At 60.5% G+C, this 20363-nt stretch carries 19 protein-coding genes; 10 read left to right on the top strand and 9 right to left on the bottom strand.

What is annotated here, in order from left to right:
- Positions 1 to 45 precede the first annotated feature (45 nt).
- From GPK42_RS06385 to GPK42_RS06375, 3 genes are read right to left on the bottom strand one after another with little or no spacing between them, the layout of a single operon-like run.
- Positions 46 to 750: an ABC-2 transporter permease gene (locus GPK42_RS06385; RefSeq protein ID WP_215694298.1), complete on the bottom strand. Its 705-nt coding sequence runs from the start codon at positions 748 to 750 to the stop codon at positions 46 to 48.
- Positions 747 to 1628, bottom strand: a complete 882-nt coding sequence (locus GPK42_RS06380; protein ID WP_215694296.1) for an ABC transporter ATP-binding protein — start codon at positions 1626 to 1628, stop codon at positions 747 to 749. Before GPK42_RS06380 ends, GPK42_RS06385 begins: the two co-directional genes overlap by 4 nt.
- Before the next feature lie 23 nt (positions 1629 to 1651).
- Complete coding sequence (locus GPK42_RS06375) at positions 1652 to 2032, bottom strand: GntR family transcriptional regulator (protein ID WP_215694294.1); 381 nt, start codon at positions 2030 to 2032, stop codon at positions 1652 to 1654.
- A gap of 215 nt (positions 2033 to 2247) precedes the next feature.
- Between GPK42_RS06375 and GPK42_RS06370 the strand changes: the two genes are divergently transcribed.
- From GPK42_RS06370 to GPK42_RS06360, 3 genes are all read left to right on the top strand, one after another.
- On the top strand, positions 2248 to 3861 hold the full coding sequence (locus GPK42_RS06370; protein ID WP_055286676.1) for a peptide chain release factor 3: 1614 nt from the start codon (positions 2248 to 2250) through the stop codon (positions 3859 to 3861).
- 155 nt (positions 3862 to 4016) lie between these two features.
- Positions 4017 to 4739 carry a VUT family protein gene (locus GPK42_RS06365; protein WP_252200153.1) on the top strand — a complete coding sequence of 241 codons (723 nt, stop codon included), beginning with the start codon at positions 4017 to 4019 and terminating at the stop codon, positions 4737 to 4739.
- A gap of 9 nt (positions 4740 to 4748) precedes the next feature.
- A complete protein-coding gene (locus GPK42_RS06360) occupies positions 4749 to 5429 on the top strand; it encodes an SDR family NAD(P)-dependent oxidoreductase (RefSeq protein ID WP_215694292.1) in 681 nt (226 codons plus the stop codon).
- A 50-nt stretch (positions 5430 to 5479) separates the two neighbouring features.
- Here the strand turns inward: GPK42_RS06360 and GPK42_RS06355 are convergent, their stop codons facing one another.
- Positions 5480 to 6205, bottom strand: a complete 726-nt coding sequence (locus GPK42_RS06355; protein ID WP_215694291.1) for a uracil-DNA glycosylase — start codon at positions 6203 to 6205, stop codon at positions 5480 to 5482.
- A gap of 88 nt (positions 6206 to 6293) precedes the next feature.
- Complete coding sequence (locus GPK42_RS06350) at positions 6294 to 7196, bottom strand: DMT family transporter (protein ID WP_215694289.1); 903 nt, start codon at positions 7194 to 7196, stop codon at positions 6294 to 6296.
- Positions 7197 to 7354: 158 nt separating this feature from the next.
- On the opposite strand from GPK42_RS06350, the gene GPK42_RS06345 reads away from it, so the two are divergent.
- Positions 7355 to 8221: a LysR family transcriptional regulator gene (locus GPK42_RS06345; protein WP_215694287.1), complete on the top strand. Its 867-nt coding sequence runs from the start codon at positions 7355 to 7357 to the stop codon at positions 8219 to 8221.
- A 27-nt stretch (positions 8222 to 8248) separates the two neighbouring features.
- Here GPK42_RS06345 and GPK42_RS06340 read toward each other — a convergent pair whose 3' ends face one another.
- The gene (locus GPK42_RS06340) at positions 8249 to 9631 is read right to left on the bottom strand and encodes an MATE family efflux transporter (protein WP_215694285.1); all 1383 of its coding nucleotides are present in this window, start codon (positions 9629 to 9631) and stop codon (positions 8249 to 8251) included.
- Between the two features lie 216 nt (positions 9632 to 9847).
- Between GPK42_RS06340 and GPK42_RS06335 the strand changes: the two genes are divergently transcribed.
- Positions 9848 to 10663, top strand: a complete 816-nt coding sequence (locus GPK42_RS06335) for a putative RNA methyltransferase (protein WP_215694283.1) — start codon at positions 9848 to 9850, stop codon at positions 10661 to 10663.
- A gap of 128 nt (positions 10664 to 10791) precedes the next feature.
- Here the strand turns inward: GPK42_RS06335 and GPK42_RS06330 are convergent, their stop codons facing one another.
- Positions 10792 to 11193, bottom strand: a complete 402-nt coding sequence (locus GPK42_RS06330) for a hypothetical protein (protein WP_055286664.1) — start codon at positions 11191 to 11193, stop codon at positions 10792 to 10794.
- 434 nt (positions 11194 to 11627) lie between these two features.
- Between GPK42_RS06330 and GPK42_RS06325 the strand changes: the two genes are divergently transcribed.
- Complete coding sequence (locus GPK42_RS06325) at positions 11628 to 12332, top strand: class I SAM-dependent methyltransferase (protein ID WP_215694281.1); 705 nt, start codon at positions 11628 to 11630, stop codon at positions 12330 to 12332.
- A gap of 48 nt (positions 12333 to 12380) precedes the next feature.
- On the opposite strand, the gene GPK42_RS06320 is transcribed toward GPK42_RS06325, so the two are convergent.
- Positions 12381 to 12677, bottom strand: a complete 297-nt coding sequence (locus GPK42_RS06320) for a hypothetical protein (protein ID WP_215694279.1) — start codon at positions 12675 to 12677, stop codon at positions 12381 to 12383.
- A gap of 77 nt (positions 12678 to 12754) precedes the next feature.
- Between GPK42_RS06320 and GPK42_RS06315 the strand changes: the two genes are divergently transcribed.
- The 4 genes from GPK42_RS06315 (at position 12755) to GPK42_RS06300 (ending at position 19219) form a co-directional block, all read left to right on the top strand.
- Positions 12755 to 13243, top strand: coding sequence for a GNAT family N-acetyltransferase (locus GPK42_RS06315; protein WP_215694277.1), 489 nt, complete (start codon positions 12755 to 12757; stop codon positions 13241 to 13243).
- Positions 13244 to 13497: 254 nt separating this feature from the next.
- Positions 13498 to 15501 (top strand): GTP-binding protein, encoded by a 2004-nt coding sequence (locus tag GPK42_RS06310; RefSeq protein WP_215694275.1) that lies wholly within the window; start codon positions 13498 to 13500, stop codon positions 15499 to 15501.
- 93 nt (positions 15502 to 15594) lie between these two features.
- The gene (locus GPK42_RS06305) at positions 15595 to 16713 is read left to right on the top strand and encodes an AAA family ATPase (RefSeq protein WP_215694273.1); all 1119 of its coding nucleotides are present in this window, start codon (positions 15595 to 15597) and stop codon (positions 16711 to 16713) included.
- Positions 16706 to 19219 carry an excinuclease ABC subunit UvrA gene (locus GPK42_RS06300; protein WP_215694271.1) on the top strand — a complete coding sequence of 838 codons (2514 nt, stop codon included), beginning with the start codon at positions 16706 to 16708 and terminating at the stop codon, positions 19217 to 19219. Before GPK42_RS06305 ends, GPK42_RS06300 begins: the two co-directional genes overlap by 8 nt.
- 40 nt (positions 19220 to 19259) lie before the next feature.
- Here GPK42_RS06300 and GPK42_RS06295 read toward each other — a convergent pair whose 3' ends face one another.
- Positions 19260 to 20360: an ATP-binding protein gene (locus GPK42_RS06295; protein WP_338404341.1), complete on the bottom strand. Its 1101-nt coding sequence runs from the start codon at positions 20358 to 20360 to the stop codon at positions 19260 to 19262.
- Positions 20361 to 20363: the final 3 nt, after the last annotated feature.

Genomic DNA, 20363 nt, shown 5'->3' with positions numbered 1-20363 from the left:
GGGGGGGGGGGCGATCGCGCCCTTCGTGGATTGAGACTCGCGTGGCTACAGATCGCGTACTCGATAAACCTTGGTGCTGATGGCGCAGCTGACAGCGCCAAGGACGACCGTTGCCAGCGCGGCAATTCCTGCGCACAGGAAGCCAAGAACGGAAGGATCGGGATTCGTCCCTGCAATCGACATGAGCTGGTTGCTGATGGGGTTGAATGAGTTTAGCGTGACCATGATAAGGCACATGTATAGGGCGTACAGACCAACGGATAGGCGTTGCGCCTTCATGTGTTCAAATCGAAAGAACAGAGGCAGTACCAAAAACACCGCCATGAGGGAGAAAAGCATCGATATTGCCGAGGCGACTGCGGTCTCAAAGACGGTCTCTCCCGTGGAGAGGATACCCACGCTGTTTAAGATCGGGATGGCGACGATACTCAACAGCGCGCCCGCGCACGCCATGATGACCGAGAAAATAGTGATGCACAGGTAGCGTGCGCTGACGATGTCTTTGCGTGAGATGGGCAGCATTGCCCGATAGCGCTCCCATCCGTTTTGGTTGTCGAGCCCGGCCAGCGACGTCATGGCCATGATAGGCGACATGGCACTGATCGCGAAGGCGCCGGCGGCGCTCATATCGGAATCACCATTCGATGCCCTGACGGCGGTCAGCACGACGAAGATGAACAGGCCGACACCTGCGATGCTCGGGACGAGCGTGCGAACGATGGCAAGCTCGGACATAATGGCGCGTTTCATTTCAAAGCCCCTTTCAGCATGAAGCGAAGATAGTCATCAATGGTTGCCCGATCGCAGGGAATCTCGGGGAAGGCCTCGAGCACTTCGCGGTGGTTGGGCACGAGCACGTCCACGCTGTAGGCGTGGCGGGCGGCGCGGGTGCCTTCGACGCAAGCCATGAGCTCGGCGGCCTGTGCCTGGGTGCAGTGGGCGATGCCGGCGCGGTCGGTAATGTCCTCGCGTGGCAGGTCAAACACAATCGAGCCGTTATCGATGCAGATGACGCGGTCGGCAGCACGATCGAGATCAGACGTAATGTGGCTCGAGAGCAGCACGCTGCGCTGGCCGTCGGCGACAAAGGCGAGCAGCTCATCGAGCAGTTCCTCGCGTGCCATGGGATCGAGGCCCGCGGTGGCTTCGTCCAAAACGAGCAGCTTGGCATTGTGGCTGAGCGCGCAGGCGAGCTGCAGCTTCATACCCATGCCGCGGGAGAGGTCCTTGACCTTTGTCTTGGGATCGAGGCCAAATCGGTTGATGAATCCGGCGAACGTTTCGCGGTCCCACGTGGGGTACGCCGAGCCTACGAGCGCCTCGATCTGGCCCACTTTGAGCGTGGAGGGGAAGGGGCACGTGTCCAGGACAAGACCGACGCGGGAGCGTAGATGGCGTTGCAACTCATCGGGCGCGTCGGCGCCACAGTGCTGCCCAAACAGGTGCACTTCGCCGGCATCAAGCTTTATTAGCCCGAGAGCGGCTCGAATGGTCGTTGTCTTGCCGGCGCCGTTTGCGCCCACAAAGCCGACGATCTGGCCGGGCTCCACGGCAAGTGTGACGTCGCGCAACGAAAAACGGCCGCTCACGCGGCGTGAAACACCTTTGAGTTCTAGCAAGTTTTGCATGGTATAGCCTTTCTTGCAGATGGCTACTGCATGGTTTCGGGGGCTACCAGGTCGAGCATCTCGTGCAGCTTGTCGCGCGTGACACCCAGGGTTTCGGCTTGGCTTGCCGCTTTCGCAAGCAGCTCTTCGATATGGCAGAGCTGGTTTTCGCGCAAGAGCTCCTGGTTGCCCTCGGCGACAAAACAGCCCTTGCCCTGCACGGTGCAGATAAAGCCGAGCTGCTCCAGATCGGCATAGGCGCGCTTGGTGGTGATGACGCTCACGCCCAGGTCGCTCGCGAGTGTACGGATGCTGGGGAGTTTGGCTCCCGCAGTAAGTGCGCCCGATAAGATCTGAGCTTTGACCTGCGAGGTTATCTGCTCGTAGATGGGCTTATCGCTCGAATTGGATAGGATGATGTCCACAGCGGCTCCTTAGCTGTTGGGCTACACGTGTATATAACCGGTAAGCACAGTATATATACACTATGCACAGTTACGCAAGAGGTAAATACCGATTGGCCCGGCTACCCAGGCCCCAACTGATGAATTTGTCCTGATAGGCGCCCTAGAGCGGGATTTCGCGGCTACAATAATGCGGTTACAACGACGTAATGCACTCAATGCAAGAAAGGATCCGCATGGCAAGCCTGTCGGATGAAATCTCGTCGCGCCGCACATTCGCGATCATCAGCCACCCGGACGCCGGTAAGACCACGCTTACCGAGAAGCTGCTGCTCTATACCGGCAGCATTCAGACCGCCGGTTCGGTCAAGGGCAAGAGTTCGGCCAAGCATGCCGTCTCGGACTGGATGGACATCGAGAAGGAGCGCGGTATTTCCGTCACCTCCTCGGTGCTGCAGTTCACCTATAACGGCGCCTGCGTCAACATCCTCGATACCCCCGGCCACCAGGACTTCTCGGAGGATACCTACCGTACCCTTATGGCCGCCGACGCCGCGGTCATGGTCATCGACGGCGCCAAGGGCGTCGAGGCCCAGACCAAAAAGCTCTTTAAGGTCTGTACGCTGCGTCACATTCCCATCTTCACCTTTGTGAACAAGCTCGACCACGAGGCTCGCGATCCGTTTGAGCTCATGGAAGAGATCGAGAATGTTCTGGGCATCAACACCTATCCCATGAACTGGCCGATCGGCAGCGGCCGCAACTTCCGCGGCGTGTTCGACCGTCAGACCCGTCGCGTTATCGCCTTCGAGGGCGACGGTCACGCCAACGCCACCAAGAAGGTCGCCGAGGTCGAGGCCGAGCTGGGCGATCCTTCCATGGACGAGCTCATCGGCGAGGAGAACCATAAGAACCTGATGGACGACATCGAGCTGCTCGATGGCGCTGGCGACGAGCTCGACTTGGATGCTGTGGCCTGCGGCAAGCTGAGCCCGGCGTTCTTTGGCTCGGCGCTCACCAACTTTGGCGTGGAGCCCTTCCTCAAGGAGTTCCTGCGTCTGGCCCCGACGCCGCGCGCCTATACCGATACGCTCACCAGCGAGCCGGTCGATCCCTGCCGCGACGACTTTAGCGGCTTTGTGTTTAAGATCCAGGCCAACATGGACAAGAACCACCGCGACCGCATCGCCTTTGTGCGCATTTGCTCGGGCAAGTTCGAGCGCGGCATGGATGCCTTCCACGTGCAGGGCAACCGCAAGCTCAAGCTTGCCACGGGCACGTCGATGATGGCCGACGATCGCGCCATCGTGGACGAGGCGTACGCGGGCGATATCGTGGGCCTGTTCGATCCGGGTATCTTTAGCATCGGCGACACCGTGTGCTCCGGCAAGCGCCACGTGCAGTATCCGCAGATTCCGACGTTCGCCCCCGAGATGTTTGCTCGCATTACGCAGGTCGACACGCTCAAGCGCAAGCAGTTCGTCAAGGGTATGGAGGAACTTGCCCAGGAGGGCGCCATCCAAATCTTCCGCGAGCTGGGTGCCGGCATGGAGAGCGTCATCGTGGGCGTGGTCGGCGTGCTGCAGTTTGAGGTGCTCGAGCGCCGTCTCAAGGCCGAGTACCGTGTTGAGGTTCGTCGCCAGCCGCTGCCCTATACAGACATCCGCTGGATCCAGAACGACCCCGACACCATCGATATCCCGGGCCTTTCGCTCACGCGCGACACGCTGCGCGTCGAGGACATGCGCGGCGGCAAGCTGCTGCTGTTCACGAGCCCGTGGAACGTGGATTGGGCAACTGACCACAACCCCGACCTTATCCTGTCGGAGTTTGGCAACGTAGCGTTTTAACGCATCGGCGCGGTGGCCCTGCGGGGCTGCCGCGCGCTTGCTTGCCTGATGCCGTGTGAGCGGCTATCATACCCACCGTCGTCTCAAGACCGGGGCGTCCGAGCAGTTCGGGTCCGATATCCTGCTCGTTAAACCTAAAACCAAAGGAGTACATAATGATCAAGAAGGTCATGGAGGACTACAAGGTCCTGTTGCGGAGCATTCCCGCGGCAACGGTTTCGCTGTTTTTCGTGAGCGTCATCATGATGAACCTGCTGGCCAACAAAGAACTTATCAGCCTGCCGTATCTGGCGCTCGACTGTGGCTTTGTGGTGAGCTGGGTTTCGTTTTTGTGCCAGGACATGATCTGCAAGCGCTTTGGCGCCAGGGCATCCATCAAAATCTCTATCCTCGCGCTGGCGGTCAACCTGGCCGTGAGCCTGTGCTTTTGGGCATGCTCGCTCACGCCCGGCATGTGGGGCGCCTACTACGACACGGGCATGATCGAGGTCAACACCGCCCTTAACGCCACCATCGGCGGCACCTGGTACGTGGTGCTGGGCTCTTCGCTTGCCATGCTCGTTTCTGCCGTGGTTAACTCCACGCTTAACCAGTCGCTTGGCCGTATGCTCAAAAAGAATAACTTTGCGAGCTTTGCCTTCCGCTCCTATGTGTCTACGGGTGTTGGCCAGTTTATCGACAACTTGGTCTTTGCCATTGTGGTGAGCCACACGTTCTTTGGTTGGACCTGGGTGCAGGTCCTTATGTGCTCGCTGACCGGCGCTGTCGCCGAGCTGCTGTGCGAGGTCTTCCTGAGCCCCGTGGGCTACAAGGTCGTGCGCGGCTGGGAGCGCGAGAACGTGGGCTCCGAGTACCTCGAGCGCCACGCAACCGCCTAAGGAGCAAGTATGCGGGTTTTGATCACGGGCGCATCGGGCGGTATCGGAGCCGCATGCGTGCAGCGTTTTTTGGACGAGGGCCACGAGGTCGTGGGCTTTGATCTTTTGCCGGCGGCGATCGAGCACGAGCGCTACCGCCATCTGATTGTTGATGTCCGCGAGTCGGATTCGTTTCCAGGCGACCTTGAACCTCAGGTAATCGTGAACGTTGCCGGTACGCAGGATTCGGCCGACGATATCGCCGCCAACCTGTGTGGCACCATCAACGTGACCGAGCGCTACGCCTTTGTGGGGGAGGGGCTTGCCGCCAAGCCGGCGCCGGCTATCAAATCCGTGGTCAATGTGGGGTCGGCGAGCGGGCATACGGGATCGGAGTTTCCCGCCTATGCCGCCAGCAAGGGCGGCGTTATCGCCTACACCAAGAACCTTGCAAACCGCCTGGCGCCGCAGGCCATTGCCAACAGTGTGGACCCGGGCGGCGTTATCACGCCGCTCAACCGTTGCGTGATGGAAGACGAACACCTGTGGAGCCAGATTATGGAGCTCACGCCGCTTAAACGCTGGGCCACCGCCCAAGAGATCGCCGAGTGGATCTACTTTGTGGGCGTGACCAACCGGTTTATGACCGGGCAGAGCCTGTTGATCGATGGCGGCGAGGCCGGCCGCACGCAGTTTATTTGGCCCGAGTAGGAAACGCGCCCGATGGAAAGCCATCGGGCGCGTTTTTGATGTATCGATTTTTAGCCGATGCAAGTCCAGTTGACGGGGGTCGAGCCGTGCTGTTCGAGTAGCCGATTGGCAGCGGAGAAGGGGCGCGACCCCATAAAGGCGGGGAGTTCTGCCGTGGCACGGTTGGCCGAAAGCGGCGAGGGGTGCGTGGATGCCAGGCAGAACTTGCCGGTTGCCTTGCCCGCACCAGTTGCGACGAGCTTGCCTTCGACCATCTGCTGGGCAAAGCGACCCCATGCCAAAAAGACTACCGGCTGGGGCAGCTGGCAGCAGCGTTCGATAACGTAGTCGGTGAGCGTGCTCCAGCCCAGTTTGGCGTGCGAGTTGGCGGCATGCTCGCGCACGGTGAGCGTAGTGTTGAGGAGCAGGACGCCCTGCCGTGCCCATGGTGTTAGGTCTCCCGTGGCGGGAATGGGGCAACCCAGATCGGCTTTGAGTTCCTTATAGATATTGCGCAGGCTCGGCGGCAACTTGGTTTGCGTCGCGGGGACCGAGAACGACAGCCCCATGGCCTGGTTGGGTCCGTGATAGGGGTCTTGACCCAAGATGACAACCTTGACCTGGTCGGCTGGCGTGTAGGCGAGGGCATTGAGGATGTCGTCTTGTGCCGGATAGATGGTCTGCTCGGCACGCAAAAGGGCGATGCGCTCGAGCAGCTGGTTCGTAGTGTCACGTACCGGCTGCGGCGCATCGCCCAACCAAGTTGCTATGTTGCGGTCGCGGGTCGCGGCGTCCATGGGGCTCCTTTGCGTCAGATGCTCTGTTTGCATCTATTGTAAAGGCGCACCGGTTGCCTTTATGCCGCGGCTGTATAAGGAGTGGGGTCTACGAGACGCGCTCGGGCGCTCCTGCCATGCGAGCCTGTCCATGTGCGCGAAGGCGCGGAAGCTCGACGGTTGCCACCATGACGCCGGTGAGGATGAGAGCGGCGCCAAAGAAGGCGATGGGGCTCAGGACCTCGCCGACCAGGAAGAACGAGAAGACGGCGGAGCAGACCGGCTCGAGCGAGAAGGCGAAGCCGGTGGTCTCGGCGGGCACGTGGGGCTGCACGAGCGTCTGGGTGATAAAGCCATAGGCAGAGCAGATGAGTGCGAGCGCGACGACAACGACGATCTCGCTGGGCGTGCCGGGAAGCGTAAAGCCGCCAAAGGTGAATGCAGCGATGCCCGAGAACAAGCCGCCGAAGCCCAGCTGCCAAACGCCCAGAGCAAGCGGATCGACTTCTTCGACAAATCGCTTGGCGACAATGATGTGTCCGACGTAGACAAAGGCGGAGAGCAGCATGATGAGTGCGCCCGGGTTCAGGCTGGTGAAGTCGGCGCCCGAGAGCAGCAACATACCGCAGGTGACGATGGCGGTGCCGACGAGCACTTTGCGCTCGGGGGCGCGACGCAGCAGGGCGGCGTTGGCAAACGGTACGATCACGACCGTCAGGCTCTGCAAAAAGCCGGCGGTGGAGGCGGAGGTGAGGCTGGAGCCCAGGCACATGCAGGTGAGCTCGGTTGCCATGATGGCGCCGATGATGGCGGCGCGAACCATAAGGTCGCGGTTGATACGGAAAACACACTTGTGGAAGAGCAGCAGACAGGCCACAAAGGCGATGATGCAGCGTAGCGCGACGATACTCGTGGCGTTCATGCTGTCCATGCCGATTTTCATGAGGGGGTACGAAAAGCCCCATGCGACGGGAACGGAAAATGAGAGCGCGATTGCTTTTTTGCGATCCATGGGACTCCTTTTGTTACAGAACGGTTTCGCACAAAGGATTCTGCTCCCAGATGTGGATGTAGTAAAGCGAATGTATCTTCAGTATGATTAAGAAATGCTAAAGTAGGCACGAAAAGCGCTGGCAAAACGTTTTACGGCTGCATTGATGCGGAGGCACGATGGCATCGCGGTATCAGATTGTTTGTATGGTGGTCGATTGCGGCAGTCTGAAACGTGCGGCTGACGAGCTGGGCTATACGCAAAGTGCGGTGAGCCAGGCCGTCAAGGCGCTCGAGCGCGAGCTGGGCACCACGCTTATCGAGCGCGGCAAGCAGGGTGTCTCACTTACGCGCGACGGTAAACAATATCTGCCGTACCTGCGCCAGATTGTGACCGCCGAGGCCGAGCTCGAGGGCAAGCGCCAGGAGCTGCTGGGGCTCTCCTCGACCGATATTCGTATCGCGACGTTTACCAACGTGAGTCGAACCGTGTTGCCACGTGTGATCCGCGATTTTGGGGCCCTGCACCCGGGCGTGCACTTTACCCTCAAGCAGGGTGATTACACGCGCAACGCCCAGTGGGTGCACGATGGCGTGGTTGATTTTTGCTTTACGGCGCGCGGATTTACCGCTGGGCTCGAGAAACGCGTGGTCTATCACGATGAGTTGGTGGCACTGTTACCGGCTGCGCATCCGCTGGCGGCAAAGGAAAAGGTGACGCTCGCCGATCTGGCGACCGAGCCGTTTGTGCTGCTGGATGAGGGCGAACAGAGCCTGGTGCTCGATGCATTCGCGGCGCATGGGCTGTCGCCGCACGTGACGAGCGAGGTGACCGACGACTACACCATCATGGCGATGGTGGAGGAGGGCCTAGGTGTGAGTATGCTGTATCGCCGTACCGTCGAAGGCATGCGGGCCGATATTCGCGTACGTCCCATCGTGCATGCCCCCTCGCGCGATGTGGTGGCCGCCTGGCGCAGCTGGGACACCATGCCCATCGCCACGAGGCGCTTTATCGACTATATGAGCTCGCATATTGTCAATTAATGACTGGCGTGGCGTTGAGTGCGGCGTTTAGCGGGCTGTCGCTTTGGCTTTGGTGGCGCGATAGGTGCGTGCCGGGTGGCAGAGTAATACCGCCACGACCATAAAGAACGCCGTGGTGCCCAGGCTGATGGGGTAGACCATCATGATGTTCGCAAAGGTGCGGAAGTGCGGGAACACGCAGAACACCCAGTAGAAGCGAATGCCGCAGACGCAAATCATGGTGATGAGGGCGGGCATGAGCGAGATACCAAAGCCGCGCAGGTAGCCTGACATGTTTTCGTAGAACATGCTAAAGGCGTACGCCGGGAAGATCGAACACACGCGGATATAGCCGATCGAGACGATGTTGGGGTCGCTGTTAAAGAGCGACAAGATCTCGCGTCCCAGGCCGACAATAACGATGATCGTGGTGAGCGCGACGATACCGCCTTCGACCAGGCAGACCTTAAGCGTTTTGGTGCAGCGATCGATCTGGCGGGCACCGTGGTTTTGTCCCACAAAGGTGGTGCACGCCTGGCTAAAGCTGTTGAGCAGGTTGTAGCACACGTACTCCAGACTCATGGCGGCGCTCGATGCGGCCATGACTTCGGTGCCCAGGCTGTTGATGGCAGACTGGATGATGATGTTGGCGACGGCAAAGACAGCGCTTTGGATGCCGGCGGGCAGGCCAATCTTGACGATGCGCTTGAGGGCGACGGGGTCGATAGCCAGGTCGCGTGGGGTGACGCGGACGACGGAGTCGGTCTTGAGCAGGCGGATAAAGAGCGTAGCGGCGCTGACGGTGTAAGCGATGGCGGTGGCGATGGCGACGCCCGCGACGCCCCAGTGGAGTACAGGGACAAAGATGAGGTCCAGGCCAATGTTGAGGACGGTGGACACGGCAAGCGCCTGCAGCGGCATGCGGGTGATGCCGACGGAGCGGAAGATCGCGGCCTCAAAGTTGTAGAGCAAAATCGAGGGCATGCTCAGCAAAAAGACGCGTAGATAGAGTGAGGCGAGCGGCATGGTCTCGGCGGGAACGTTGAGCGCGGCGAGCATGGGCTCGGCAAAGATCTCGCCCAGAGCGATGACGACAAAGCCCACGAGTGCCATTAAAATCGAGGTACGGACGGCGCGTTTGACCATGTTCTGATCGTTGCGGCCGATAGCGTTGGCGATGACCACGTTGGAGCCAAGCGACATGCCAATAAACAGGTTGAGCATAAGACTGGTAAGCGGAACATTGGAGCCGACCGCCGCCATGGCGAGGGTTCCCTGGTCGCCCGAGAAGTTACCGATAATGACCGTGGCGATGAGGTTCGACAGCTGCTCCAAGATGCTCGTGGCGGCCACGGGGAAGGCGAACAGGGGAATATTGCGCCACAGCGAGCCGGTGGTCATGTCAATGTGCTTAGATACGGTGTCAGCCATACGCTCTCAATCTCTAACATGCTCTTTCGTGCTTATTTGCGCAGATGATGATACTCCTAATGCAACCAGTCGGCACTTAGGGACGTTCCTTTTCTGTCGGCAGCTGGGGACACTCCTTATCTCTTCTAACTAGTCATTCAAGAACGTCCCCAATGACTAGGTGGGGAAGGCGTGCGACAATGGTGGGCGTTGTGTTGTTCGCGCTAAGGAGTTGCCATGTTGTTGTGTCCCGTTTGCCATGAACCGTTGGTGGACGATGAGCGTGGGGCCGCATGCGCGGGCGGACACCGGTTTGACCGTGCGCGCGAGGGTTATCTATATCTACTGCGCTCGTCCAAGAGCGGCGACTCCATGGGCGATCCCAAGTCGCAGGCGCGCAGCCGTCGTGACTTTTTGAACCGTGGATACTACGCGCCGTTGCGCGATGCGATGGTCGAGCTGGTGCGCAAGCAGGTGTCTGGGCGCGCCACGTCTGCGGACGGCCCCATGACGCTGCTCGATATTTGCTGTGGCGAGGGCTATTACACCAGTGCCATGGGCGCGGTGCCGGGCGTAGATGCTTACGGTTTTGACCTGGGCAAGGAGATGGTGCGCCTGGCCGCCAAGCGCGGCGATGCGACCTACTTCGTGGCCAACATGAAGGACATCCCCGTGGCCGATGGCGCCTTCGATATGGTGACCGAGCTCTTTGCCCCCTTTAACGAGCGCGAGTTTGCCCGCGTGCTGGCGCCGGAGGGTTCGCTCTACACCGTGGTGCCGGGTGCTCGTCACCTCTTTGGGCTCAAGGAGGTACTCTACGACACGCCGTACCTTAACGATGAGAAGCTGCCGAAGACCACCGAGCTCGAGTTGGTCGGAACGCAGCGGGTGTCTGCGAATATTACGCTTCAGACCCAGGCGGACATCGAGGCGGTGTTCCAGATGACGCCGTACTACTACCGCACGCGCCCCGCCGACAAAGAGCGCCTGGCAAATTTGGATACCCTTCAGACCGACATCGACTTCATCATCGCCGAGTACCGCCACAGCTAACAACCTGCCAAAAAGGGACAGGTTTATTTTGGTAGGTTTTATCTGGGCAAACGTAAAGGGCCGACCGCGGAGATGCGCGATCGGCCCTTTTTAGTTGCTTGGCTGCAGAGGTTATGAGAAGCGAGCGCTTATAGGCGGTCCTTGTTCTCGGCCTTAACGGCGTGTGCCTGCTGAACAAAGAACAGGTCGTACACCACGATGACAAAGGCGCCAAAGTTGATGGCGTCGCCGCCAAACGCGGGAAGCGTGAGCACCGCTTGGGCAAGCGTGGCGACCGCGGCAACAATACCGAGCTTAAACGCGCCGTCCACCTGCGAAGGCTTGTTGGCGCCCTTGATACCGGCGACGCCTGCGGCAAGGTCGACGAGACCCTTGGCGATAAGCACGACCGCTGCGAGCGTGGCGTACGAACCGTACGTGGAATCGAGACCGCCCGTGGCGATACCGACGCCGGCGGTGACGAGGCTGGCGATGCCCAAAACAAAGTAGATGAGAGCAAGGATTTTGAGAGTCTTGCGAGTGAAGCTCATGGCTGGTCCTTTCGATACGAGTACGCCAACTTGGCGCACCCAATGTACTGCACATATGGTGAAGCACATTGTAGTTCAACGCGGCGATGCATGCGTTTGAAAGCGTCTCTTGCCCGCACGGTCCAACCTTTCAAAAAAGAAAGCTGGGCGTAAGTCAAATCGATGGCAGCGTATGCGCGGCGCTGCGATGATGGGTCCATGGTAAGAGCTGGTCTCAAGGAGGAGCCATGATGTACGGAGCAGGGCAAGTGCGTGAGCCGCGGTCGTTGGGAAGGCGCATGAGTGATTCCGTGATCGCTGCCGTGTGCACGGGATTGATGGCGGTGCTTTGCATTGGGATGCTGTGGGCCATGTCACATGTGGGACAATAGCGGACGGTTGGGTGTCGTCATGAACGGCGCCCACGTATTCGTTTTGCTTGCTAAGGAGTACCCATGGGCGTCGTCGATCCCTTTTCTGTTGCTCGGGCCGCGGGGCTTGAGCTGACCGGGAAGCCCGAGGGCCTCACGCTCACCGACGGCACGATGGAGCTGCGTGCCGATTTTGGCCGCATGCTGCCGCGACTCAAGCAGGGCCGTCTGCAGCAAGAGCTGTTGGTGAAGGCTGCGCGCACAAAGGGCATCGAGCGACCATGGGCGATTGACGCTACGGCAGGCTTTGGCGAGGATTCGCTGCTGCTGGCGGCCGCGGGCTTTACCGTCGATCTGTATGAGCAGGATTGCGTGATCGCGGCGCTCCTCAAGGATGCCTTGGATCGCGCGGTAGATGATCCGGCGCTTGCGACAGCCGTGGCGCGCATGCGCTTACATGCGGGCGAGGACAGCATTGCCGGCCTTCGCCATACAGCTGGGCTGATCGAGCGGGACGAGCTTGCAGCTCCCGACGTGGTGTATCTGGATCCCATGTTTCCCGAGCGCACCAAGAGCGCGGCGGTGAAAAAGAAGTTCCAGCTGCTGCATCACTTGGAGCAGCCGTGCGCCGATGAGGAGGCGCTGGTCCAGGCAGCGCTTGCGGTGCATCCGCGCAAAGTCGTTATCAAACGGCCGGTGAAGGGCCCGTTGCTCGCCGGCATAAAGCCGAGCTATCAACTTGCGGGCAAGGCCGTTCGTTACGATGTTTTGGTGCCGCCGCGCCCGTAGCTTGCGTGCGATGGCTGGCGCTCCGTCAGTGCCGTGCCGATGTGGCGCCTAATTCCAAGGGTGCGACGTCAGGTGCCAGCCGCCGCAGTATTCGCATTTGTAGCAGGCCAAACCACGCCGCCCGCGGTTTTCGCAGTCGGCCATAACTGCCTCGGCCTCGGCGCGTGTGTCGTAACGGTTTTTGCGTTCGCACGACTTGTAACGCCAGGCTTCATCGCGCTCGGCGTCCAGGGCGTCGCGGCGCTCGTCCTCGCGCGCAAACAGGTCGCTCATATCGCCGCCGGTAGCAGCGCCCAAAAACTCGCTTTTGGCCTTTGACCAGGCGGCTCGCTTTTTGCTTCCCATCTGCTTCGCGCCTCTCTCCAAACGCTGGTATCATTGCTCAACCAAAGTGATACCAATAAACGTGAGGTCGCCGCGTGATGATCAGAAAAACCCTCGATACTGACATTCCCGCCGTCATGGCCATCTATGACGCCGCCCGCGCCTTTATGCGCGCGCATGGCAACGCCACGCAGTGGCCCGAGGGCACGCCTTCTGCCGAGCAGCTGGCTGCCGATATCGCTGCCGGTGGCAGCTATGTGTGTGAAGTCGACGGTCGCGTGGTGGCGACGTTTGCATTTTTACAGGGCCCGGACGAGTGCTATGACGTAATTGAGGACGGTCAATGGCGTAGCGACGCTCCGTACGCCGTGCTGCACCGTGTAGCATCCGATGGCACCGTGCACGGTATCACGGCTGCGATGTTTGCCTTTGCCAAGGAGCGTGCCGATCACCTGCGCATCGACACGCATCAGGACAACCTGCCCATGCAGGGTGCCATCATAAAGGCCGGCTTTGAGCGCGCCGGTATCGTCTATGTGTCCGACGGCACGGCGCGTGTCGCGTTTGACTGGCTGCGCGAGGCATAAGAGCGAGGGCTCATGTCAATAATTCGTGCGAACGAAAATGGCCTCGGGTGGGGCCATTTTCGTTCGCTGCACTGTTTTGCAAGCCGGCTTTCGCAAGGCACGAACCTACGAAAATCGCCGCGCGGCAACGCAGGGCGATGAGCTCGGTCGGGGGATAGGGCCCGCTTCGCCCGCCGGCCCGTAAATTGTATCATCCAGTGTGGAGCGTGAACGCCCGTTGCCGCGTGCGATGGGCTTGTAATAAAAGGAGAGCCATGTCGAAGCAAGCGGTCGTTGGAATCTTGGCGCATGTCGATGCCGGCAAGACCACGTTGGCCGAGGCCATGCTGTTTAACGCGGGCCGCATTCGCAAGCGCGGCCGCGTTGACGATGGCGACTCGCATCTGGATACGAACGAGATTGAGCGTGAGCGCGGTATCACGATCTTCTCGTCGCAGGCTGTGCTCGACCATGGTGACACCCACGTTATGCTCGTGGACGCTCCCGGCCATGTCGATTTTTCTGCCGAGGCGGAGCGCACGCTGCGTGCCCTGGACTACGCGATTCTGGTGGTAGGCGCCAACGATGGCGTACAGGGGCACACCGAAACCCTGTGGCGCCTGCTTGCGCGCTATGACATCCCGACGTTCATCTTTATCAACAAGATCGATTTGGAGAATCCCGGCCGCGATGTTTTGCTGGCACAGCTTGGGCAGCGTCTTTCCGAAGGCTGCCTGGATGCCAGCGAACTGTTGGCGGGCGGTGCCGTTCAGGAGGACGCTGCTGCGTTGGACGAGGCGGCGCTCGAGGAGTTTCTTGAAGCGGGTGAGCTTTCCGTCGCAACGCTGTCGCGCATGGTTGCCGAGCGCAAGCTCTTTCCCTGCTTTGCCGGCTCGGCGCTCAAGGACCGGGGCGTGGACGAGCTGCTGGATGGTATATGCGCGCTGATGCGTGAACAGGCGTGGCTCCCGGAGTTTGCCGCGCGCGTCTATCGTGTCAGCCGCGGGGATCGCGGCGAGCGCTTGGCATGGGTTAAAGTGACCGGCGGCACGCTGCATGCCAAGCAGATGATTGGCGGACGTTCCGGTGCCGAGGCATGGGAGCAGAAGGTCGATCAGGTACGCATCTATAACGGGGAGAAGTATGAGCTTGCCCAAGAAGTTGCTGCTGGCGGTATTTGTGCCGTGACGGGTCTTGCGCACGTTCGCCCGGGGGATGCCCTGGGCGCGGAGCCTGCGGGCGATGCGCCTGTCATTGCGCCGGTCCTCACCTATACGGTGCTTCCGGGCGAACACGATGTCCATGCGGTGTTCAAAGCGCTGACTGAGTTGGCGGACGAAGATCCCATGCTCGGCGTAAGCTGGAATACGCATCTGGAGCAGATTCACCTGCAGCTGATGGGCGCCGTGCAGCTCGAGGTCGTGCAGCGGGTGTTGGCAGATCGCTTTGGCCTTTCGATTGATTTTGAGTCTGGCGGCATTCTCTATAAGGAGACTATTTCGCAGCCGGTCGAGGGCGTGGGGCACTTTGAGCCACTGCGCCATTATGCCGAGGTGCATCTGAGCCTGGAGCCGTTGCCAGCGGGTTCGGGCGTGCAGTTTGGCACCGTGACCTCGACCGACGAGCTCGATCTTAACTGGCAGCGTCTGGCACTTACTAACGCAATGGAGCGCGATCACCTGGGCGTGCTGACCGGCTCGCCCATCACCGATGTACGCATTACGCTCACAGGTGGCCGTGCGCATGCCAAACACACCGAGGGCGGCGACTTTCGCCAGGCCACGTACCGCGCGATTCGCCAGGGTTTGATGCAGGCGCGTGAGGCCGGCGCGGCGGTGCTGCTGGAGCCGTGGTATCGCTTTGAGCTCGAGGTGCCGGGGGAGTGCGTGGGCCGGGCGCTCTCGGATGCCACGCGCATGGGCGCTGAGTACGAGCCGCCGGCGATGGCGGGGGACCGGGCGAAGCTTGTGGGTCGCGTGCCGGCATCCGAGGTGCAGGACTATGCCCTGGAGGTAGCTGCCTACACAAGCGGCCGCGGTCATCTGTACCTAGAGTTTGCCGGCTATGCGGCTTGTCATGATGCCGAGCGCGTCATCGAGACGGCCGCCTATGAGCCCGAGGCCGATCTGCCCAACACGCCCGACTCGGTCTTTTGCTCTCACGGCGCCGGCTACACGGTCAAATGGTACGACGTACCCGCCGCAGCTCACGTAAAGGTCGATCCCGCCACCTTCCGCCCCTGGCGAGCAGCAGACGCCGAGTTTTTCGGCCATAGGTGATAGAGGGCCAGACTCTTTACCGCATTTAATTGGTATAACTCGGTATAAGTTGGTATAACTGTTACCAGGGTTTACCGATCCGAGGAGGCCGACATGAATCCAAATCCCTTTAAGCCAACGGCAGGCAAGCGGCCTCCGATGCTCATCGGTCGAGAGTCGGTCGTCGAAGATTTTGAGGAAGGGCTCGATAACGGCGCCGGAGCGCCGGGTAGGCTCATGCTCATTACGGGAAACCGCGGCTGCGGCAAAACGGTTCTCCTGCGGGAGCTGCAACGTCTAGCCAGCGAGCGCGGATGGTCGGTTATCTCTGATTCCGCTTCGCTTGGCTTATGCGACCGCTTAGCCGACGCGCTTCGCTCGAATAAACCCGTTGTGACGTCAATGGAGTTCGGGCCGTCGTTTGGCCGGATGTCGGTCGAGGCGGCGCGAGCAAAGGGCGAGACGTTACGAGGGCTGGTCAACGAGCGCCTCAAGAAGCTCGGTCCAGGCAAGGGCATACTGTTTGCGATTGACGAGGCGCAGTCTGCGTCTATCGAGGAGCTGGCGGCTCTTGCCGTTCTCTATCAGCAAGTGCTCGGAGATCAGGATGCTACGGGATTGCCCGATAGCGACCAGCGCGGTCTTGCGCTGGTGTTCGCTGGATTGCCCAGTATGGTTGATGACTTGCTCGAAGAGCCGAGCGTGACGTTTTTGCGCCGTGCCCAGCAGCGTACGCTGGGGGCGATTTCTTTGCCCAAGGTGCGCGATTCATATATCCAGACGGTCAAAGACGCTGGTCTTTACGTTGACGCGGAGACGGCGGACCTTGCGGCACGCAAGAGCATGGGGCATCCCTATATGGTTCAGCTGGTGGGCTATTACATGTGGCGCTCTGCTGTCCGACGTGGCTCGCAGGCCATTGAAAGGCGTGATGTCGAGGATGGCCATGCGGATGCCGTCTCCGAGTTCTATGAAGCAGTGGACTCTCCCTTGTATTACGGGCTGCGCAGTCCACAGCGCCTTTTTATCGAGGCTATGGCGGTTGACGAGAACAAACCGACGCGCATGGCGGACATCATTGAGCGTTGTGATCGTACCCAGAGCTGGGCGAGCAAATATCGCGCAAGCCTGATTCGCGAGCGCGTCATCGAGGCTGCTGGATACGGCCTCGTCCGGCTTACCGTGCCCATGCTGGGCGAGTACATTCGCAATCGAGTTTTATGGCATGAGTAGGGTGATAAAGGTGACGGAACAGAAGATGAGCCCGCAGGCTATCGAGGTGCGTGGCGCGCGTGTCCATAACCTCAAAGACATCGATATCGATATTCCGCTGGGAAAGCTCGTGGGTATTGCCGGCGTGTCGGGTTCGGGCAAGAGCTCGCTGGCGCTGGGGGTTCTTTATGCCGAGGGCTCGCGCCGTTACCTGGAGGCGCTCAGCACCTATACCCGCCGTCGTCTGACACAGGCCGAGCACGCCCAGGTGGACGAGGTGCTGCACGTACCGGCGGCGCTCGCATTGCATCAGCGCCCCAGCGTGCCGGGCGTGCGTTCCACCTTTGGCACCATGACCGAGCTCAACAACAGCCTGCGCCTGCTCTTTAGCCGCTGTGCCCATCACGTGTGCCCGCACTGCGGGGCGCGTGTGGAGCCGAGCCTTAACGTGGCTGCGGGCCTGTCGCTCACGTGCCCTGCGTGCGGTCGCGAGTTCTACGCGCCGAGTGCCGAGGATTTGGCTTTCAATAGCGGCGGTGCGTGCCCCACCTGTGGCGGCACCGGTGTCATGCGCGAGGTGGACGAGGCGAGTCTGGTGCCCGACGAGTCAAAGACTATCAACGAGGGTGCGGTGCTTCCCTGGGGTACGCTCATGTGGGATCTGATGAAGCAGGTGGCTGGCGAGATGGGCGTGCGCACCGACGTGCCGTTTAACCAGCTCACGCCTCAAGAGCGCGACATCGTGTTTCATGGTCCGGCGGTTAAGAAGCACATTCTCTACGTTCCCAAAAACGGCGAGGGCGCCACGCCGCTCGACTTCACCTATTACAACGCCGTCTATACCGTCGAGAACGCACTCGCAAAGGTCAAAGACGATAAGGGTCTCAAACGCGTTGCACGCTTTTTGCGCGAGGGAGCATGCCGCGATTGCGGTGGCACGCGTCTCTCCGAGGCTGCACGCCAGCCCCAGGTGCGCGGTATCAATCTGGCGCAGGCCGCGGCCATGACGCTGGGTGAGGCGATTGAGTGGATGCGCGGGGTGCCCGCATCCTTGCCGCCCGAGATGCGGCCCATGGCGACGGATATCTGCGATTCGTTTTTGAGCGTGGCCCGTCGTCTGGTCGACCTGGGTCTCGATTACCTTTCACTCGACCGCGCTGGTGCCACACTCTCCACGGGTGAGCGCCAGCGCGTGCAGCTTGCCCGCGTGGTGCGCAACCGGTCGACGGGCGTGCTTTATGTGCTGGACGAGCCTTCGATCGGCCTGCATCCTGCCAATGTCGACGGCTTGGTGGGCGTGATGCGCGATCTGGTGGATGACGGCAACACCGTGGTTGTTGTCGACCACGACACGCGCGTACTGGCGGAAGCCGACTATCTGGTCGAGATGGGCCCCGTTGCCGGAGCAGGCGGCGGCAATGTGATCGCCGCTGGTACGGTAGACGAGGTCGAACAATCGCAAAGCAGCCGCATCGCCCCGTTTTTGCGCGCAGAGTCCAAGCGCTTGCGCCCACAGGTGACTGACGACGAAATGTTCGACCAGGGCCATATCCGTGTGGCGACCGATGCCATCCATACCGTCAAGCCGCTCGAAGTCGATATCCCGCGCGGTCGCTTGGTCGCGGTTACGGGTGTTTCGGGTTCGGGTAAGACGACGCTCGTGCTCGAGACGCTCATCCCGGCACTTAAGGCGCAGGCAGCTGGCGAGCGTCTGCCGGGGCACGTGCGTTGGGTCGATGCCGAGGGCATTGCGCGTGCCAACCTGATTGACGCCACGCCCATCGGTGCCAACGTGCGCTCGACGGTGGCGACCTATGCCGACATCCATGATGAGCTGCGCCGCGCCTTCGCCCGTACGCCCGAGGCCAAGGCAGCCGGTTACAAGGCGGGCGCCTTTAGCTACAACACCGGCGCCTTGCGCTGCCCTACGTGCGATGGCACGGGCTCGATATCGCTCGACGTGCAGTTTTTGCCCGACGTCGAGATCGTCTGTCCGGCATGTCGCGGTTCTCGTTATGCAGACGCGGCTTCGCATATCCATCGCGAGGGCAAGGACGGGAGTCTGCTTACGTTGCCGCAGCTCATGGACATGAGTGTGGATGAGGCCCTCGACGCCACGGTGGGGCTCAAGAAAGTTCAGACGCGTTTGCAGACCTTGCACGGCCTGGGCTTGGGCTATCTCACGCTTGGTGAGCCCACGCCGGCGCTCTCGGGCGGCGAGGCGCAGCGTCTTAAGCTTGCGAGCGAGATGGGCCGCGTGCAGGACGACGCCGTATTCGTGTTCGATGAGCCCACAATCGGACTACATCCGCTCGATGTTCAGGTGTTGCTGAGTGTGTTCGACGGCCTTGTTGCCAAAGGCGCCACGGTTATCGTGATTGAACACGATCTCGACCTTATCCGCAACGCCGATTACGTGATCGACATGGGCCCGGGCGGTGGCGACGCCGGCGGGCAAATCGTCTGCGCCGGTACGCCGGGTGACATCGCGGCCTGCCCCGTAAGCATCACCGGTCGCTACCTATAGGCGATGCGACAAAGGGACTGTCCCTTTGCCTTATTGATGCCTATTTCACGCATTGAGCCGCGAGATAGTCGCGGAAGAATGGCAATTCAAATGCGACGAGCCCTCGTCCTCGTTCCCCGATGATGCCGGCATCTATCATGCGGCGTCGGTAGCGGGAGACCTGCTGCGGCGAACGCTTAAGGCGCTCGATAAGGTCAGCGGTGGTGGACTCTTTCTCGTCATCGAGCATGGCGATGAGGAATCGCTTGTCCTCTGCAGTGAGTTCCCTATAGGTTGCCGCGAGGATTCGGTCGTCCATCTCGTCGCGCGCGATTTTGATTCCCAGGTCAAAGTCGCGTGACGAGATTTCCTTCGAATCGCTTGTGAGATCCCAGGCACGGTAGCCTACGAGTTGCAATAGGAAGGGAAAACCAGAGATCGAGCGAACGGCTCTATCGATTCCCTCAGCATCTGCCAGGCGATCGTTTTCCTGGATCGTGCGAATCAAGGCCTCGCGTACGTCATAGTCGGCAATGCGACCCAGATGATATTGTTGGGCGCGGCGAAGGAACGAGACCGTCTTGTGGTTCAGCAACGTCGAGACGTTGTTGGGAAGTCCCGCCATGAGCAGGGCGACGCGTTTCCCATCGGTCACAAAGTGCTGATACGTCGCTGCAAGCTGAATCATCTCGTCGAGTGTCGGGTCCACCTCGTCAACTGTGACGAGCAGACCGGTGCCAGCCTCGTTGAGCTGGTCGATGATGTCGCTCATGCGATAACGCCAGGTTGAGGCATCGTGAACGCGATTGACTTCGATGCTGCCGAGCGGTGCAATTCCGAGACCGGTGACTTCGAAGTTCTTAGACGGGTCGATAAGATGGCCGGCAGCACGTTTCGCCCCGAACTCGATTTCCTCAAGCATTCCCGGGAGCGCGGTCGTCTTTACGGCAATCCAGCCGTGGGATTCCGCCCTTGTCGCGAGCGACGACATGAGAGCGGTTTTACCGGTTCCACGCGCGCCTGAGAAGATCGAGGTCAATTCTGGGCGCCTACGCTGGCTCAAGAAGGCGCGGTCCAAATCCCGAATAATCTGTTGTCTGCCAGCGAGATGGGCAGGAACCTCGCCAAAACTGGGGGTAAACGGGTTTTCGAGGTATTCCACAAT

Source organism: Collinsella aerofaciens (assembly GCF_018785265.1).
Lineage (GTDB): Bacteria > Actinomycetota > Coriobacteriia > Coriobacteriales > Coriobacteriaceae > Collinsella > Collinsella aerofaciens_AI.
The sequence above is the reverse complement of the archived record's forward strand: the minus strand, read 5'-3'. Positions and strand labels throughout refer to the sequence as shown.